General features: G+C 41.8%; 16 protein-coding genes. 3 read left to right on the top strand and 13 right to left on the bottom strand.

The window, feature by feature from the left end; all coding sequences use genetic code 11:
- Nucleotides 1–65: 65 nt before the first annotated feature.
- Complete coding sequence (locus FAR12_RS07780) at nucleotides 66–1,682, top strand: SWIM zinc finger family protein (protein WP_126408067.1); 1,617 nt, start codon at nucleotides 66–68, stop codon at nucleotides 1,680–1,682.
- Nucleotides 1,675–4,479 carry a DEAD/DEAH box helicase gene (locus FAR12_RS07785; protein ID WP_126408069.1) on the top strand — a complete coding sequence of 935 codons (2,805 nt, stop codon included), beginning with the start codon at nucleotides 1,675–1,677 and terminating at the stop codon, nucleotides 4,477–4,479. Before FAR12_RS07780 ends, FAR12_RS07785 begins: the two co-directional genes overlap by 8 nt.
- A 358-nt stretch (nucleotides 4,480–4,837) precedes the next feature.
- Here FAR12_RS07785 and ssb read toward each other — a convergent pair whose 3' ends face one another.
- The gene (gene ssb / locus FAR12_RS07790) at nucleotides 4,838–5,200 is read right to left on the bottom strand and encodes a single-stranded DNA-binding protein (protein ID WP_126408071.1); all 363 of its coding nucleotides are present in this window, start codon (nucleotides 5,198–5,200) and stop codon (nucleotides 4,838–4,840) included.
- 274 nt (nucleotides 5,201–5,474) lie between these two features.
- Here ssb and FAR12_RS07795 point away from each other — a divergent pair, with 274 nt between their 5' ends.
- The gene (locus FAR12_RS07795) at nucleotides 5,475–5,909 is read left to right on the top strand and encodes a YwpF-like family protein (RefSeq protein WP_126408073.1); all 435 of its coding nucleotides are present in this window, start codon (nucleotides 5,475–5,477) and stop codon (nucleotides 5,907–5,909) included.
- Nucleotides 5,910–5,978: 69 nt separating this feature from the next.
- Here the strand turns inward: FAR12_RS07795 and ltrA are convergent, their stop codons facing one another.
- The 12 genes from ltrA to FAR12_RS07855 form a co-directional block, all read right to left on the bottom strand.
- The gene (gene ltrA, locus FAR12_RS07800) at nucleotides 5,979–7,268 is read right to left on the bottom strand and encodes a group II intron reverse transcriptase/maturase (RefSeq protein WP_246010340.1); all 1,290 of its coding nucleotides are present in this window, start codon (nucleotides 7,266–7,268) and stop codon (nucleotides 5,979–5,981) included.
- 538 nt (nucleotides 7,269–7,806) lie between these two features.
- Nucleotides 7,807–8,148, bottom strand: a complete 342-nt coding sequence (locus tag FAR12_RS07805) for a hypothetical protein (RefSeq protein ID WP_126408075.1) — start codon at nucleotides 8,146–8,148, stop codon at nucleotides 7,807–7,809.
- A 148-nt stretch (nucleotides 8,149–8,296) separates the two neighbouring features.
- Nucleotides 8,297–8,731: a 3-hydroxyacyl-ACP dehydratase FabZ gene (gene fabZ / locus FAR12_RS07810; RefSeq protein WP_126408077.1), complete on the bottom strand. Its 435-nt coding sequence runs from the start codon at nucleotides 8,729–8,731 to the stop codon at nucleotides 8,297–8,299.
- Nucleotides 8,732–8,824: 93 nt separating this feature from the next.
- On the bottom strand, nucleotides 8,825–9,967 hold the full coding sequence (locus FAR12_RS07815; protein WP_126408079.1) for a M20 family metallopeptidase: 1,143 nt from the start codon (nucleotides 9,965–9,967) through the stop codon (nucleotides 8,825–8,827).
- Nucleotides 9,968–10,224: 257 nt separating this feature from the next.
- On the bottom strand, nucleotides 10,225–10,509 hold the full coding sequence (locus tag FAR12_RS07820; RefSeq protein WP_126408081.1) for a DNA-directed RNA polymerase subunit beta: 285 nt from the start codon (nucleotides 10,507–10,509) through the stop codon (nucleotides 10,225–10,227).
- A 13-nt stretch (nucleotides 10,510–10,522) separates the two neighbouring features.
- Nucleotides 10,523–11,365: a flagellar hook-basal body protein gene (locus tag FAR12_RS07825; protein WP_126408083.1), complete on the bottom strand. Its 843-nt coding sequence runs from the start codon at nucleotides 11,363–11,365 to the stop codon at nucleotides 10,523–10,525.
- 24 nt (nucleotides 11,366–11,389) lie between these two features.
- Entirely contained in the window at nucleotides 11,390–12,226 is an 837-nt protein-coding gene (locus tag FAR12_RS07830; RefSeq protein WP_126408085.1) for a flagellar hook-basal body protein, read from the bottom strand.
- A 204-nt stretch (nucleotides 12,227–12,430) separates the two neighbouring features.
- Entirely contained in the window at nucleotides 12,431–13,432 is a 1,002-nt protein-coding gene (gene mreB, locus FAR12_RS07835; protein ID WP_126408087.1) for a rod shape-determining protein, read from the bottom strand.
- 271 nt (nucleotides 13,433–13,703) lie between these two features.
- Nucleotides 13,704–13,976: a sporulation transcriptional regulator SpoIIID gene (gene spoIIID, locus FAR12_RS07840; RefSeq protein ID WP_126408089.1), complete on the bottom strand. Its 273-nt coding sequence runs from the start codon at nucleotides 13,974–13,976 to the stop codon at nucleotides 13,704–13,706.
- A 297-nt stretch (nucleotides 13,977–14,273) separates the two neighbouring features.
- The gene (locus tag FAR12_RS07845) at nucleotides 14,274–14,921 is read right to left on the bottom strand and encodes a 3'-5' exonuclease (protein WP_126408091.1); all 648 of its coding nucleotides are present in this window, start codon (nucleotides 14,919–14,921) and stop codon (nucleotides 14,274–14,276) included.
- 195 nt (nucleotides 14,922–15,116) lie between these two features.
- The gene (locus FAR12_RS07850; RefSeq protein ID WP_126408094.1) at nucleotides 15,117–16,991 is read right to left on the bottom strand and encodes a DUF294 nucleotidyltransferase-like domain-containing protein; all 1,875 of its coding nucleotides are present in this window, start codon (nucleotides 16,989–16,991) and stop codon (nucleotides 15,117–15,119) included.
- Entirely contained in the window at nucleotides 16,969–18,639 is a 1,671-nt protein-coding gene (locus FAR12_RS07855; protein WP_126408096.1) for a sodium:solute symporter family protein, read from the bottom strand. Before FAR12_RS07855 ends, FAR12_RS07850 begins: the two co-directional genes overlap by 23 nt.
- Nucleotide 18,640 lies beyond the last annotated feature (1 nt).

The raw sequence follows: 18,640 nt of genomic DNA on the forward strand, positions 1-18,640 counted from the left end.
CCTCATCCCATACAAAATTTGTTATAATAGAGAAATACGTTATTTTACGATTCGGGGTGTCGAACATGTCATCGATTCCAGATAAATATAGAGATCTGCTGCAAGGTGCAGCAGAAGAATTACGAACACTGCTATGGTCCGAGCAAGAAGAGGACGCCAAGCTCGTCCAAAAAGGGCTCATGCTCTACCGACAGGGTCTTGTAAACAAGGTCCGATTAGAAGAGGACCAAGTCACGGCCACTGTACAGGATGTTACCCCAGTACAAGTCGAGTTAAACCTAAACTTTTTCCAAACAAGTACTTGTACCTGTCCATCTGAAGGAATTTGTCGGCATCAATTGGCTGCCTTTTTCTATGCCTACGGAAAAATTGCCAGTGTGATGGAGTGGGTTGAGAACTGGCGCCAGCCGATTCACGATCGAAAAAATGCCAAGGACTTCGGTTTGCAGCGCGCTAAGGATTTGCTCAAGGCGTCAGGCGTAATGAAGCCAGATTACGATGCATGGGTAGAAAGCTTTCAGGTAAGCTTCGATTCGATGATTCGCAGCCATAAAAATTTGAAGCCCTACCTTCTTTCAGAACTATTTCAAGTATATTCACGAAAAATAAAGGCGAGTGCTCCCGTCGAACAGGAATGGAGACAACTCTATTACCTGATTGCGACCGTTCATTCTTTTCACAATTTACTTAAGCTCAGTACAGATCAGGGCTTTAAAGAAGAAGAGATTTCTCGTTATTATCGAGATCTTTTTTATGATGCGATGGACGACGTCGAAAATCTTGTCGAGAAACTAAATGTTCATGCCCTCCCTTTCGCTTTTGATGAATTTATCAAGAAGCTGAAAGATGACTCAACTAGACTCATTTCAGAGGAATATATCCTCGATTTCGAGCCGACCTATTTGTATATGATTCTTTGGACAAAGCTTTTCAAAAAGCGAGTGTGGCATGAAGAGGAATTAACGCGGATCCTGCAAACAGAGCAACAGACACTTCCGATGATCATTGCGACGACCCATCAGCATGTCATGTTAAAAGAGGATGAAAAAGCGCTCCGCATTTTACATATATTAGACGAACACGCCACGCCATTTATGCTGTTTTGGCTCGAAAAAATGACTGCAGGTAAAGAGTGGCGCCGAATGGGACCTTATGTCGATACATTTACTTCGATGGCGAAAAAATATATCCGCACCCTTTCCGATCATTATGCCAAAATTGACTTTGCCCGTACCGCCATTCGGACGGTGAGCAAATATGCGTTAGATAATAAAAAGTTTGATCTTTATGAAAAAATCTTAATTCAAACTCTTCCGTATAGCTATCGTAGCTATGATGAGTTTCTTTTTGATCTGGGCTGGTATGAAAAATGGAGCGATCTGCAAGCCTATATCGGCTATGATATTAGCTATGTTCCGAAGGATAAGCTGACAATTTTACAAAAAGAACGTCCAGATATTTTGCTGCCACTTTATCACCATTCGATTCAACAGCATATTGAGATGAAAAATCGCGGAAATTATCGTGAGGCGGTTAAGCAGTTAAAGAAGTTGCGGACACTATATAAAAAGTTGAAGCGTTCTGATGATTTCCAACAATTTTTAGATATCCTATTAGAGCGTACGAAACGGCTCCGGGCATTTCACCAGGAGTGCGAAAGGGGTAAGCTAACCCATGCTTGAGTTGAACACATTAATAATTTTGATCAAGCCGTTTGAAAAAGATCATTTTTTTATCACCGTCAAAAGTGACGATCTATACTTGCCACCTTCTGAGTGGAAAAATCTCCTATTTAACCGGCATGAGGAGAGCTATTATGGCATGCTGATTAAGGAGCAAGTTGATGGGGTTATCACCGATAGTTGGCAATTGGTCACGCTTCTTGCGAAAGAGCAATTCAATCATTTGATTGAGTGGGATTGGGATGAGACAGGAGAGATCTGTCTCGCTGCTGCACAACCGATTTATGATTCGATTCAGGAGAAAGACTGGATTCCAGATTTCTCTGCTCTTGAGCACAACGAATTCAGATGGAAGCTACCAAAAAAGGTTAGAGATGAGTTTGGACCTGGTTTTTGGGAGCAGACTATTTTTGATGACCAGCCTGTTCGAGAATTTGTCGAAAATTGGTTCAGTGCCTCCTTACATACATTTTTCGAAAAAAATAGAGAGTGGAAGGAAAAGGTTGGGACAAAGCTTGAGGCGTTGCAGAATCAATCAGTTTCTCCGCAGGCATTAGCGGCCTATTTTGACGAAGAAACGTGGAGCGAATGGATTGGTCTAAAGGAAAATAGTCTGCCGTTTGCGATTGGTCTTCGTTTGGAGGAACCGGCAGACATCAATGGAACCTGGGATTTAGAGGTCTTTTTACGAGGAAAGGCAAATCCAGATTTGATTGTCGACGTTGGGGATGAAACGAATATGCCTAGCGGCTGGTCGGGACATCTTGAAGGCGTGAAGCGTGAAGAAGAGCGTTGGGTAAAGCTTTTTCCATGGTTAGAAGGTCGTAATGGAATTTCGAGTCAGTTGACTGAAGACGAAGCTTGGATGTTTTTAACCGAGGCGAGTGAAACCTTGCTTGCACTGGGCGTTGAAATTCTGTTGCCATCTTGGTGGCAAGCGATGAAAAATGCTAACCTGAAGGTGAAGGCGAAACTAAAAGGGTCGACAGCTAACCATCGTCCATCCTTTGTTGGATTAGACGCGATGCTTGACTACAATTGGCGTTTTTCTATGAATGGTGTCGAGCTTTCCGAGGACGAATTTAACCAGCTTGTCGAGGAAAAAAGACGTCTTGTCTATATTCGTGGGCGTTGGATTAAACTTGACCCAGGCTTTATTCATCAAATCCAGGATTTAATGAAACGGGCAGAAAAAGAAGGTATTCATGTTCGTGACTTAATTGAACAGGAACTACTTGGTAGCGATTCTGATGAGAATGCGGATGAAGATACTCATGCAATTGCTCGCGTGCAAATCGAATTGAATCGTCAATGGAAGCAAATGATTAAGCATTTGCAAGATATTAAGTCGATTCCACTCGAACCTGTTCCAGGGAGCTTTCAGGGTGAACTGCGACCGTATCAGGTACTAGGGATGAGCTGGCTGTTATTTTTACGAAAATATGGATTTGGCGCTTGTCTTGCTGATGACATGGGTCTTGGAAAAACAATTCAGCTGATTTCTTATTTGTTGTCAGTGAAGTCTAGTGAATCCGGTGGTCCGGCGTTGATCATTTGTCCAACGTCCGTATTAGGGAACTGGCAAAAGGAAATTGAGCGCTTTGCCCCTTCGATGAATGTCTATTTGCACTACGGCGGGAATCGTTTGAAAGAGGATGCGTTTGCTTCGGCGGTGGCGGATGTAGACGTTGTACTCACATCCTACGGGCTGTCCCATTTAGATTTACCTGAGTTCGAACGTGTTGAATGGAGTACAATCGCCATCGATGAAGCGCAAAATATTAAGAACGCCAACACAAAGCAGTCTCGTGCAATACGTAAGCTAAGAGGAAAGCATCATATTGCTTTGACGGGTACGCCGATGGAAAATCGCTTGTCTGAGTTATGGTCGATCTTTGATTTTACGAACCATGGCTTTTTAGGAAGCCTCGGACAATTCCAGAAAAATTACGTCTTACCGATTGAAAAAGAGGACCAAAAGGAAAAGGTTCAAGAGTTGCAGTCGTTGATTCGTCCGTTTTTATTGCGTAGAACGAAGAAGGATGAAGAAGTCGCATTGAACTTGCCTGATAAACAGGAGCAGAAAGAATATTGTCCTCTTACTGCTGAACAAGCTTCCCTTTATGAACAGTTGGTTCGCGATACGTTCGAGCAGCTTGAAACGTTAACCGGATTTGAACGAAAAGGTTTGATCTTGCAGCTGTTAGGTCGCTTGAAACAGCTTTGCAATCACCCTGCCCTTTATTTAAAGGAAGAGAAGCCTCATGATGTGTTGGGCCGTTCCGTGAAAATGGAAAAGCTGAGCGAACTGGTTGAAGCTGTGCTTGAACAGAAGGAAAGCTGTCTCATTTTTACCCAGTATATCGAAATGGGTGAAATGATTCGTTCTATGTTGAAGAAGAAATTTGGCGTTGAAGCTCCGTTTTTAAACGGAAGTGTAGCAAAAGGAAAACGGGATGAGATGATTGCTCGTTTTCAGGAACGAGAATTCCCAGTGTTTATCTTGTCATTGAAAGCTGGTGGAACAGGACTGAATTTAACTGCTGCCAACCACGTGATTCACTATGATCGCTGGTGGAATCCTGCCGTTGAAAACCAAGCAACCGACCGAGCTTACCGAATTGGACAAAAACGTTTTGTGCATGTCCATAAATTCATTAGCACAGGAACACTTGAGGAAAAAATTGATGCGATGCTTGAGAAGAAGCAATCATTAAATGATCAAATCATTCAAAGTGATAGTTGGATTACAGAGCTTTCTACAGATGAACTCCGCGAACTCATCCATTTAGGGTGAGATGTGGAGTTTTTTTAGAATTTTCACGTCGAACAGAATCCTTTCAAATGACATAATTCTCAAATTAACACATGAAAAAATACGGCGGGAGCTACCGCCGTATACGTGTGGGGTTTGTGGATTTGATTGATTTTTTCTATTGTAGACTTTACGGAGAAATGTGGGGAAAGTGTTTGAATTGGGAATCATATGATGAAGGTCTTCTTCTCGGGAGCTGGTTTTGAGGACTCTTCTAAGAGAATTCTTTCGAGTTGGAGGACGCGTTCGTGTAAATGTTCTGCCCGCTCGTTGGACTTGCCAACCATCATGATAAGCCGCTCAAGTAAAATCTCTAAGCTTTTGTCCTTGCTTATTTCTTTCACGTCATCGACACCTCTTTTTCAATGTTGGCCACATGATCCCTTCTGGTGTCCAAAAACCGGACAGATTCTGCAATGACCTCTGTCACATATTTTCTTTTTCCATCTTGATCATCGTAGGTTCTCGTTTGAATTCGACCGGTTACGCCGATGAGAGCCCCCTTTTTACAATAGAGGGATAAATTTTCCGCATTTTTTCGCCAAACCGTTAGCTGCACAAAATCAGCCTCAATTTCTCCTTTCTGATTCTTAAAATTTCTGTTCACTGCCAGCGTTACGTTCACCACCGAGTTTCCTTCTGTTGTGACTTTCAACTCGGGGTCCTTCGTCAACCGACCAACCAACGTTACTTGATTTATCATCTGTTCATCTCCTTTCATCTTGATGCCGCCATCATAACCAATTTATTCCTTCTAGTAAAACGTTCAAATTTCCATTTCCACCGTCAAATTCGGGGCAAAATGAGAATTTCCAGTCTGATATTATCTATTTCCGCCTGCAAATTCGGAGCAAATAACTTTTTTCCTTTATTCGACAGATTTCGTTCGACATATTCCGACATAACCTGTTGAGGTTCAGCCTTTGAGCATATGTATGTTATAATTTCATCAAATCGGAATTTTGAAGGAGGTACTAATGAAAACATTTAAGTTAATCTCCCTGCAAATTGTCAAACAGGACGAATGGCTCGACATTCCGTTAGAGGACGGACTAATCATTAACAAAGAGGATGAAAACAATACGTGGTTGATGGAATGCTACACGGATAAATCCTTTTATGATTTATTTTATGAATGCATTGACCAAGAAAAGGAATTACTCGTGCAAGTGGTTATCACGAAGAAGGAAAATGATCCGGCACCATTCAAAGTGAAGGCTCGTTCCCTACAAACTTTTGAAAATCACATCAGCGTGCTACTTGAGGGTACATTAAAGAGAGCAAAAAATCATTATGCAGAGTTACTCTTAGGAGACTTACTTGAAAAAGGACTTACTGGGGATGAACTGCTAGATGAGTTCAAATCAAAGATGATCACTAGACCGAAGCTTACAACCAAGGAAATCGAGTAGGAGGCACGTTACCGTGCCGACCTCTCACACCACCGTACGTACCGTTCGGTATACGGCGGTTCGAAAGTTTTATGAAATCACATTAGTTAAGGATTTTAAACCTTGTTCTTGCCAGTATTGATTACTTAAGGCAAGATGTAAGATAGGATTATTTGATAGACGCCAATATCCTTTCCGGGAATTGGCGTTCCTTTTTGCTTCCTCTTCCGAAATTCCTAGTTTTATAAGGTTTCTACGTCTGGTTTTAACCTTTTTCCATTCTTTCCATCTGCACGCCCTTAGCCTTCGCCTAATGTGGCTATCAAGTTCACGGGCATACTTCTTTATATCCGCAATCTTAAAATAGTTCCCCCAGCCTTGTATTAACTGGTTTATTTTCAAGATACGGTATTCCATACTTACTCCCCAGTTTCGATTGGTCAATTTCTTTAATTTCTCTTCAAACCTTTTCTTTCTCTCCTTCGGCACGAACACTCTAGTTTTACCTCTATTTTGGTAGAAACTTATTCCTAAGAATATCCGTGCCTTCGGCTTTCCCACGGCACTTTTCTCCTGATTTACTTTCAGTTTCAATTTTCTTTCTATGAACTGAGTAATTCCTTCCTTAACACGTACTCCTGCCTTTAATGTTTTAACGAAGATGTTACAGTCGTCTGCGTATCTCACAAATTTATGACCACGCTTCTCTAATTCTTTATCTAACTCGTTGAGCACAATGTTGCTTAGTAAAGGACTTAGTGGTCCACCTTGAGGAGTACCTTCTTTATTCGGTTTGACTAGACCTTCTTCCAAAACTCCTGCTTGAAGATATCTTCTGATTAGTTTAAGAGTTGGTTTATCTGTTACCGTTTTAGCTATAAGAGACATGAGTTTGTCGTGATTGACTCGGTCAAAGAATTTCTCTAAATCTATATCTACAACAAATTTGTATCCATCTTCGATGTATTGTCTTGCTTGTTCAATCGCTTGATGTGCACTTCTGTTTGGTCTAAATCCGTAGCTAAAAGGGCTAAACTGTCTTTCGAAAATGGGTGTAAGTTTCTGTACGATGGCTTGCTGGATAACTCTGTCCGTTACGGTAGGGATTCCAAGTTTTCTTTTCCCACCAGTCGGCTTAGGAATTTCTACTCTTCTTACTGGTTGAGGTTTATATTTTCCTTCTTTAATAAGCTCGATAATCATTTGACCTTCTTCCTTCAAGTAAAGGCGAGTAGCTTCTATATCTTTCGCATCGACACCCGCTGCTCCTTTGTTGCTTTTAACCCTCTTGAAAGCTTTGTTCAAATTATCGGACTCTACAATCTTTTCGATTAAACTTAAATTAGATTCCATACTGTTCCCGTACTGTTGAGGTTGCATAAGAATAACTCCACTCTATTTAGAAGTCCCCAGCTTTCCGAGCCTTTCGCTCCTAAATAGCCGTTATGTTGGCTGTGTCTTCGTTTCCTTATCAATGACTCTAGCACGGTCGCTCCTTTCGTTCTGTCCTTCTCAGACCGTAGGTCTGATACTATGACTTCTGCTGACTTCTCTTGATTCAGCTATTTATCACTAAATAGGTTCCCATAGGGGTTTTCAAGAGATCTCCCGGGGTAAGTTCACTCGCTTTCTCCTCATATATCTGCCACATTTATCCTCACTTCATCCGGGGATATTTTGGACTTCGTTTTGTTTTGCAAACTCGTCCTGAAATGAGAACCTCAAATGTGATTCGTATACCTCAGACCGAGGATTTGCCTAGGGCTTCCTTCAGATTCCGCGTCACCACGGACACCCTTGCCTTCGGCTAATGGTTCGCATATCCCAACGCCCATAGCGGACTTGCACCGCCTAGCTAGTGAACATGCCCGGCACACAAATAGCAAAAACTCCCTAATAAAGGGAGTTTTTCGCATATCTACTGGTCTTTATTGTCTTTATCATTCATATCATTATTGTCTTCAATAATGTCTTCACCTGGATCATTATTGTCCGTCATTGCATCCCCGTCGTTATCGGTATTGACATCACCATTATTATTATTATCATTGTTTACACCGTTATTGCCATTGTTGTTCGTAGTTCCGTTATTATCACCGTTTAAATCCCCATTGTTATTATCTTCATTATCTAACACTGGGTCCTCTACATTCACATCGTCCTCTGGAGGCGGGTCCTGATCATCATTATTCGCACATCCTGCAAACACCATTACCGATAACAGAGAACAACCAAGTAAAGCTAAAAGCTTTTTCTGCATAGTAAAAGCTCCTTTCACATGTATTCAAATTTGACCTCTTACTTCGGTCTGATGTTAGGATGCCCAAAAAGTTAAATTACTTGCATCTTTCTTCGGAAAAAATTCCCACAAAAAAAATGCCCTACCAAAGTAGAACATTTCCTTCAATCTATTCCTGTTTTTCCCCAAGAGCAAAGCTGATTTCTGCTTCAACCGCAAGCTCTCCGTCCACAGTTGCAATTGCTTTTCCTTTTCCAAAAGAACCACGCACACGCGTCATTTCAACCTCTAAACGAAGCTGGTCCCCTGGCTTTACCTGACGTTTAATGCGACAGTTATCGATCCCTGTAAAAAAGGCTAGACGACCTTTATTTTCTTCCTTTTTTAACACAGCTACTGCTCCAACTTGAGCAAGTGCCTCGACAATTAACACACCAGGCATTACCGGATAATCAGGAAAATGGCCATTGAAGAACTCTTCATTTGCTGTCACATTCTTAATGCCGACAGCTCTTTTTCCTTCTTCAATTTCCACAATTTTATCTACGAGTAAAAATGGATAACGATGGGGAATAATTTTCTTAATTTCATTAATATCTAACATAATAATTAGTACCTCCTACTAATACTAGGTTTCATACATATACCCCTATTGTAGCGGATATAGTAGGAGGGTTGCAAGTTAGTCTTGCCTATTTTATCTTGTCCGCTTTGACAATCGCTCAATTGTCTTCACCAGCAGTAGTGTCCGTTCTGGCAATGTATCGATTTCCAAATATTCTTCTTCACTATGCACATTGCCGCCAACAGGCCCTAAGCCATCGATCGTCGGAACTCCCCTAGCTGAGGTAAAAGATGCATCGCCCCCACCACCGGTTGACGTATCATGAACCTCGATGCCAATTTCCTTTCCAACCTCGCGAACGACACTGAGCAACGCTTGTGTCTTTTCATTATTCACCATTGGCGGTCGACTAATGTCCCCTTCTAATTCGATTTCAGTACCTGGTACCTCTGTTGTGGCGCAAATTTCTTTGATGCGTTGTTCCAAGTATTCCATTTGTTCTAATTCGGATATACGAATATCAATATGAGCCACAGCATTTGGTGAGACGATATTAACCGCCGTTCCCCCTTCAATTAGCCCAACATTGACGCTAATGCCTCTTTCATGGTCGCTCAAATGGTGCAACTGAATAATTTTATAAGCTAATTCTTCGATCGCACTCCGTCCATTTTCTGGCTCTATCCCTGAATGCGCCGATTTCCCTTTGACGATAAGCGTATACGTTCCACCACCACGTCTTGCCGTCACAAGAGAGCCATCCTTTCGAGCAGGCTCAACGACTAACGCATACCGTTTTCCTTTCGCATGCTTCTCAATCAAAGGTCGGGACGTGATCGATCCAATTTCCTCATCACTGTTTAGCACGATTTGGACATTTTCGTATCCCGTTAGTCCAAATTCCACAAGCGTCTTCATGGCGTACAGAAGCTCCACTTGGCTCGCTTTCATATCCACCACACCTGGTCCATAAGCTCGCGTTCCCTCAATACGAAATGGTCGTTCCGCAACCGTCCCCTCTGGAAAAACCGTATCCATATGAGCAACGAGAATGATTTTCGGATCCTTTGCATCTCGGTGCTGAATCACCAAGTTATTCCCGTATTCCTCTTCCTTTTTGACTTCGACAACGAACCCGAGTTCCTCATATTTTTCTTTTAAAATGGTCCCTACACGATCGACACCTTCCTTCACATACGAACCACTATCGATGTTGACGAGCTGCTCAAGAAGCTCTAACATTTCCCCTTTTTTCTCTTGTAAAAACTTTTGCATATGTCTGCATCCCCTAAAAAGTGTTTTTATAGCTAAAGTTCTTCTCTTTAAGAACTTCAATATAGTGATAAACCATGAATTCAAAGATTGAAAGCCTAAATCCAATGAGAAAAGAACAGGTTTAAGCTTATATCGGCCATTTCCTCTTACTTATTTATATGTATTTCAAAGTAACTTCGTACAAATACTTGAATATTATGTCTATTTAATATGTAAAAAAACAGAATCGGTACTTAGAACCGATTCCGCGAAAAATTCTACTCTTTTTTTATTAAATCTGTGATATGTGTCCACGTGGATTTTTCAAAGACATCTGTAGCCTTGCCATTCCCCATGACACTATAACCAAACATTGCACCCAGAATGACGCACAACACGATTAATACCGCAATAATAAGAAGTCGAAGCCATAGGGGAATAAGACGAATGCGAATTCTCTTTCGCTTCTCGCCACTTTCTCTCTCGGCCTTCATTTCATTTTTTGCCTGTTTCACCTGTTCGCGTGTTTCTGCTACTTTTTGGTTACTGTTATCTAACGACATGTTTTATCCCCTTTTAACGAATTCCGTTCACAAGTCCCATCATTTGATCTGCCATCGAAACGGCTCTAGATTGGAATTGATAAGCGCGCTGTGCGTTCATAAGTGAGGTCATTTCTTTTGCCATATCAACATTGGACGACTCAAGTGCATGACTTTGAATACCGATTTCCCCGCGTAGTGGTCCCACCATATCCGTAAGAATCTCATCTACACCTACATTCAACTCAGCAAAGTTCTCAGGAAGTCCAAACAGATTGTTCCCTTTTGACACTAAAAATTGCGGCTTGTTCACTTGAACAACACCTAATTCGAAGGTCTGAAGCGTTCCATTGGTCATCGTCACAGACAATTGTCCTGAACTATCAATGTTGTATTCCTTCGCTTCACCGGTAATGTAAATCGGATTATTATTCGCATCAACAATCGAATGACCATCCGCATTCACAAGCGCTACCTCATTTTCTCCAACTGGAGATAAATACATCGCCCCGTTACGCGTATATTGAATTTCGTTGCCTACACCCGTTTGAACAAGAACCTTGTATAACTGACCTTCTTTTGTGAAAGCCGTATCCAATGGGCGGTCCGCTTGTTTCACGTTTCCTTGTGTCATATCAAGTTGGGTTTGTCCGATTCGAGCCCCAGTTCCTTGGCGAACACCATTTGGTGTCAGGCGACCCACCTCAGCACCATCTCGACGTTGATTATCAAATTGTTGATACATCAACTCAGTGAAGGTTGCGTCTCTTTTTTTATACCCATTCGTATCAATGTTCGCCATATTGTTGGCGATCATGTCCATTTGCTTTTGCAGCTGGGCCAATGTGTTCGTTGCCGTAATCATTGTGCGGTTCATCTGTTAACCTCCTTCCCTTTTAAATTATCCGATACGTCCAACCTCGTTGGCCGCTTTTTCCATACTTTTATCGTAAGCCTGTAAGACTTTTTGGTTTGCTTCAAATGCACGGTATGCCGTAAGCATGTCCGTCATTGTTCGACCTGTATCCACATTCGAACCTTCTAAAAATCCTTGCTGTAGGTTAAAATCAACACCTGCTGCCGCTCTTGCATCTCCAAGCTCAACACCATCTGCTGTACGGTAAAGGCCATTGCCTTCTTTAACCATTTGATAAGGGTTCGCAGAAAATGCAATCCCAAGATTCGCATTCTCTCCAGCAGCGCCTTGCAGATATCCATTCCCATCAACCGCAAACTGATCGCTTGAAAGCTGAATTCGATCTCCTTCTCGGTCAAGGACATAATAACCACTTCCAGTTGTTAGATAACCTTGTCCATCTAAAGTGAAATCACCATTACGTGTATAGCGAGTATCCCCTGCAGCATTTTGCACGGTGAAAAAGACTGTTCCTTTGATCCCATCTTCATTTGTAGGCATTAACGAATCAATTAAAGCCAGATCCGTTTTTTGACCCGTATCCTGAAGGGCTCCTTGGATAAAATTCGGCATCGCTTCTTGCATGTAGACACCTGTATTTATAGAACCAACGATTTGACCTGATGTTAAACTCATGCCTTTTTCCGTTGGAATTTGTTTTGTTTCATAGCTTTTTAAGAGCATTTCTGGGAAAGCTCTCATGGAAGATTGCTCTGCTTTAAAACCTGGTGTATTGGCATTGGCCATATTATTCGTTAACATTTCAGTTTTGCGTTGCTGAGCAAGCATCCCTGATGCTACCGTGTAAAACCCTTTAAACATAGGCTCACCCCTTTTTAAACTACTCTCTTCTATATATCGTCATCTATATCAACTGTTTACATATCCAAAATCATACTTATCTTCTATTATAAGAAAAAATTGACGAATAAACATTATATTTTTGTAGAAATAGGGCAAAAAACATAGAAATGGTGAAAGATACCAGTATTACCACCGGTTCCGTTCACCATTTCCCCACACTATTTAGGCAAATTTATAGCCTTTGATTTTATCGATGTTATCAAGCATAATGCCTGTTCCGATTGCTACGCAATCCATTGGGTTTTCTGCCACAAGTACTGGAACTTTTAACTCTTCTGCTAAAAGAAGGTCAAATCCGTGTAAAAGGGCTCCCCCACCTGTGATGATGACACCACGGTCAATAATATCCGCTGATAATTCAGGCGGTGTGCGTTCTAGGACGCTTTTTGCAGCTTGAACGATAACAGAAACTGATTCACGTAATGCCTGCTCAATTTCTTCAGAGCTAACTGTAATCGTTCTTGGTAATCCTGATACCATATCACGGCCACGGATTTCCATTGTCTCATTGCGAGAGCCAGGGAAAACTGTTCCGATTTGGATTTTAATATTTTCAGCTGTACGTTCACCGATTAACAGCTTGTATTCGCGCTTAATGTATTGAAGAATTTCGCTATCAAACTTATCTCCAGCCATTTTAATCGAAGCGGAAGTTACGATATCCCCCATTGATAATACAGCGATATCCGTTGTTCCACCACCGATATCAACAACCATATTTCCGCTTGGTTGGAAAATATCCATACCTGCGCCAATTGCCGCTACCTTTGGCTCTTCTTCTAGATACACTTTCTTACCGCCGCTTTTTTCAGCAGCTTCTTTGATTGCTTTTTGCTCAACACTTGTAATGTTTGTTGGACAGCAAATTAAGATGCGAGGCTTTGATAGAAAACCTTTTACATTTAATTTGTTAATGAAATGCTTTAACATTGCTTCTGTTACATCAAAGTCAGCGATAACGCCGTCTTTTAATGGACGAATCGCCACGATGTTTCCAGGTGTACGTCCTACCATGCGTCTTGCTTCCTCACCAACTGCAAGAACTTTATTTGTGTTCTTATCGATCGCCACGACAGATGGCTCGTTTAATACGATTCCTTTTCCTTTAACGTGGATCAGTACGTTAGCTGTTCCTAAATCAATTCCAATATCCCTAGCAAGCATTTTAATAAATCCTCCTTGAAAATGGTCCCAATCTAATCTAAAAGCACGAAATTCGTACTCTTTCATTGTTCGTTACTTGATGTCGAATTTTAGAAGTTATTGTATTTGTTATGCATGCAAATGCATACTCTATCCTAATTGATTATTCTATCACATTTCTTATCAAGAACGTAGCAATTTGTCAAAAATTGTGGTATTTTTTCGTAAAATTTGTCAGATTGGTTAGAACTCTCGCTAGGGATTTCGATTTATTTCCATTTTCACAATTTCCTTATTGAATCGGTTCGCCTTCTAGTTCTTCCTTCTTATACTTCATCTTTGTTGCTTCTCCACCTCGCAGGTGGCGAATTGATTTATGATAATCTAAGATTTCCTTTACTTCATTTGCAAGTTCTGGGTTTATTTCAGGAAGCCTCTCTGTTAAATCTTTATGGACTGTACTTTTGGATACGCCAAACTCCTTCGCAATTACGCGAACTGTTTTTCTCGTCTCCACGATATACTTTCCAATCTTGATAGTTCTCTCTTTGATGTAATCGTGCACACCACTCGCCCTCCCTAAATTGGATGTGAGAAGTGTGAAATGAGACTCGCTCTTTCGCTTCATCAAATAGTGCTGTTCCGCACGATGAATTGTGCAGGGATTTCAAGTCATAATCACGTCTCCTATTGAATATACATTCTCGTCATCAAACGATTCCTCACCTCAAACACTCTCTTTGTAAGGTTTGTAACAGTTTATTAGCTTGGATAACGGAATATGCACGAAAAGCTCAATAGGGACAAGGTATACGGTAAATTTTTTGAAAAATAAGACGAATTTAATGAAAAGAGGTCCAATTCACACCGAATTGGACCTCTCCATCAACTCTCCCCATGTCTGATAACCCCTTTGCTTGAAATGCCAAAGTAACTCGACAAACAGGTAAGCTGTTGTTAACGCGTCACCTAATGCACTATGACGTTCATAGATTCTCGTGCCAAAAATTTTCGCGTACCGCTCCAGGTCCCGCATATCGTATGACGGGGAAATCACGCCGATTAAATCGAGCGTATCGATCGTGTAAATATTTTTTACCGTAGCCTTCGCACGCTTCAGCTCACTTTTGATTACGAGGGCATCAAAGCTGACATAATGGCCAACAAGACAGACCGTTTCCCATGCTTCGACAAAGTCGAAAAACTGCTGGATCGCTTCATATGACTCCGGCGCATTTTCCACTTTTTCGTCCGTAATCGACGTTAACTCCGATATTTCCCGAGAAATTTGTCGCATTGGGTTCACATAGGTTTGGAAATACTCTTTATCCTGTACCTGAAAGCCTTCGACAGGAACTGCACCTATTTCAATTAAGCGATCAATTGAAGACACGTGAAAGCCAGTCGTTTCTGTATCGAAGACAACAAAGCGTAAATTCTCGAGCTTTGTTGCTAAAGGAATCTCTGCATATGTTAACGGACAGGAAATAGCTTTACGTTGAAAGAACATATGACCTCCCTAGATCGAAATGCGTAAGCTCCTTGAACATCGCCGTACAAACTGGAAGGGCCTCGAATGAGATATAGAAAATTTGAATTGCAGAGCAATTTACAATTGACTTATCGTAGGGAGGGGACCTGAAGTTTGCTAGGCGATAGGCGCTGAAGCTAGACAATTCTCAAAGTAAAGATTCAAACTTATAGCTCAGATCGAAAAATGACCAAATACTAGACTTTGCAGTTCCTTAATGGTTTTTAAACTCAAAACCAGTTCATCCTTTTCTCGGGATGATAGTTTCGACAAATTGACAATTGAATCTCCCTTTTCTCCTTGTTTCCATCGTTGGTTGACGTATAAGGTTAACAGATGACTCACTGCTTCCTTTAAATCGTGGGCGAATTCTTGAGATAGGACTCCTTTTTCAGCAAGTGAGTTGATCCTTTCGATGGAAGTTCCTGAAGCAGTGCCGTGTAGGAGAGAAAGAATTTGTAAGCTGTGATGGTAGGGAAATAACACCGATTTTTTCATATCAAGCGCTTTTCGTTCAAGACGAAACAAGGAAAGAAGTCGTTGGTCAAAGGTTTGAACTGGGTGCTCCCGCTCCACCTTTGCCATTCTGTATAAAAAGATTTTCGAGCTATCCAGTAGTGTCTTAATTGTATTCTGAAACTGCTTGTTTAACGAACTGCTTCCGGTAATAAACCGATAGGAAAAAAAGTTTTGTGCCAAGAGTAGATTGGCATTTGTCGATTGAAGTGACCATGACCGAATCCGGTCTTCCCAATCGGAAATCTTTCCTCGCCACTGCTTTTCACTGCACATCATTAGCCCCTTACACCGTTCATAGCCAGCAGCCTCCATGAGTGAAGTAATTTCCTGTCCAAGCCTTTGAAAATAGGCATCATCCTTTTCGTAGACAAGAAAATGGTCCTGGTCAGTTAGCATAAATTGTTCCCCTCGACCGCTACTGCCCATTTGATTAAAAGCAAAGTCCGCTGGTTGTGTGAGACCCTGATCTTCAAGACGCTTAATCGATAGTCCGACAATTCGAACTACCAGCCGATCATATAGTTTTGTAATCATCTCAAGTGCCTTTAAAATTGGGACATTTTCACGAAGGAGTGTGTCAAAGACTGAGTAAATCGCCTTTTTCACATTCGCTAAATTAGCAACATCGACTTCTTCAATTTGCTTAATCATCTTCATAACATTTTCATTCTTTTTCCTCATTAGATCAGAAAGAGTCACAATTCCTACAACTTTATCATGTTGAAATACAGGCAAATGTTTAATGCCTTTTAAAAGCATAGTAGAGAGCGCGTCATAATAATAGGATACTGCTGAAATAGTGATTGGATTGTTCGTCATGATGGTTCTAACAGGTTGAGAAGTCGGGAGACCTGTAGAAACGACACGGGAGACCATATCTCTTTCTGTAATAATCCCTTGTAATACATCGCTATCAATCACCAGAACTGAGCTTACTTTTTCCATATGCATGATATTTGCAGCGTTCATAATGCTAGTGTTGGAATCCACCTGAACTATTTTTCCAGACATAATATCCTGAACTCGTAGCATTATTGGTTCGTTTTCACCAAAATCACTAGCTAACTGGATTTGCTCTGCTAAGGAATCATACACATCTCGAAGCCGCCGTGAAACTTGCCTAAACAAGTAATCACGAACACTTGGTTCCTCCCATCTTTTTCGAATCAGTGAAAAAGGGATCAGGAGAGCTTCAACGGGTTGAACCGCTCGGACTTCGACCACACTGTCTTCTATTTCTGAGTCTCCTAGAAACTGAGCGAAGCTTGAAAACCCGATTAACTCATCTTTCTGAACGACTTCTAGCACCTCAATTTGGCCAGATAACTCATTTTTCACATAAACCTCTGCCATTCCTTCTAATATAAGAAACAAGCCTTCCCGATGCTTGTGCTTGTGCAGGATGATTTCATGTTTTTCAAATGTTTGGGATTGCAGAGAAAGGGCCGTGCCAACCTCCATCCCTAAAAATAAGGGATGGGATTGCACAGCCTCCAACCATTTTTTATTAAACTGTTTCGGATTCTCCATCGTGCATCCAAACCTCGCCATCTTTATAAACCATTTGTTCTGGGTAACGCAAGTTGATGACTTCGTCTTGAAGCTTTTGTGAAGGTGCGGCTGTTGATAAGGAAACAATGATATTAGCTAAGAAACCAGCAATTGCTCCGAAAATACCTGCTCCTGTATCAATGATACCGAGAATCGTAAAGCCACCGTATTTTGCTGCGAAGATATATGTCAGTGTGACCGCTAACCCGATTAAGAGCCCTGAGATAACACCCTTTGTATTGGAACGCTTCCACCATACCCCGAGCACTAGCGCCGGGAAGAACGTACCAGACGCAATCGCGAACGCCCAGGCGACGATCTGTGTAATAACTCCAGGTGGATTAAGGGCAATTAACCCCGCTACTAATGTCGCAACAACAATCGACCAACGAGCAACTAGTAGACGATTTTTCTCTGTTGCTTGCGGCTTCCAAACGCGATAGTAAATATCGTGCGCGAAAGAAGACGATAGGGAAATCATTAATCCCCCTGCAGTAGAAAGGGCTGCTGCCATTGCTCCAGCTGCGACAAGTCCGATAACAAATACCCCGAGATTAGCAATTTCCGGAGTTGCCATTACGACGATATCATTGGCAATGACAAGCTCACTCCATTGCAAAATACCATCTCCGTTGCCATCAGCTACTTTTAGCAAGCCTGTATTGACCCAATTTGTCGTCCAAGCCGGTAGTTGGGAAATTTGGCTACCTGCAACTTGTGTCATGAGGATGAAACGAGAGAATGCAGCATAAGCCGGAGCGGAGAAATAAAGTAGGCCAATAAAGAGCAATGCCCAAGCTCCTGACCAACGAGCTGCTTTCATCGTTGATACGGTATAGAATCGAACAATAACGTGCGGCAATCCGGCAGTACCAGCCATTAACGTGAACATAAGGGCTAAGAATTGCCACTTCGTACCGTTTGTAAACGGCGCGAAATACTCTGAAATCCCTAATTCTCGATCCAGCTCACCTAGTTTGCTTACAACTTCTCCGTATGAAATCCACGGCACTGGGTTGCCAGTGATTTGCAGAGACATGAAGATAACCGGAATTAAATATGCGATGATTAGAATTAAGTACTGTGCGACCTGCGTCCATGTAATTCCCTTCATTCCCCCGAATGCCGCGTAGAATGCGATAAGAACAACACCGATCATCGTACCGATTTTTGCATCAATCTCGAAAAGACGTCCGATAACCACACCAGAACCAGATAGCTGACCAATCGAATAGGTGAAGCTAATGATAATCGTACAAATCGCTGCTATTACGCGAGCGGTGTGACTATTATAACGGTCCCCTATGAACTCCGGAACAGTGTATCGACCATATTTTCGCAATTGCGGTGCTAATAAAAATGTCAGGAATAAGTACCCGCCAGTCCAGCCCATAATGTAGGCAAGCCCATCATAACCAAGTACCATAACCGTACCAGCCATCCCGATAAAGGAAGCTGCACTCATCCAGTCTGCACCGATGGCCATTCCGTTAAAAATCGGTGGAACTCCCCGTCCTGCTACATAAAAATCTGAGGTAGCCTTTGCCGTATTATAAATGGCAATCCCAATGTACAAGGCAAAGGTTGCAAGAATAATGGCTAATGAGACCAAGAATTGTCCGTCCAAA

Origin of the sequence: Bacillus yapensis (assembly GCF_005280205.1) — a bacterium.
In the GTDB taxonomy this organism is placed as follows: Bacteria; Bacillota; Bacilli; order Bacillales; family Cytobacillaceae; genus Robertmurraya; species Robertmurraya yapensis.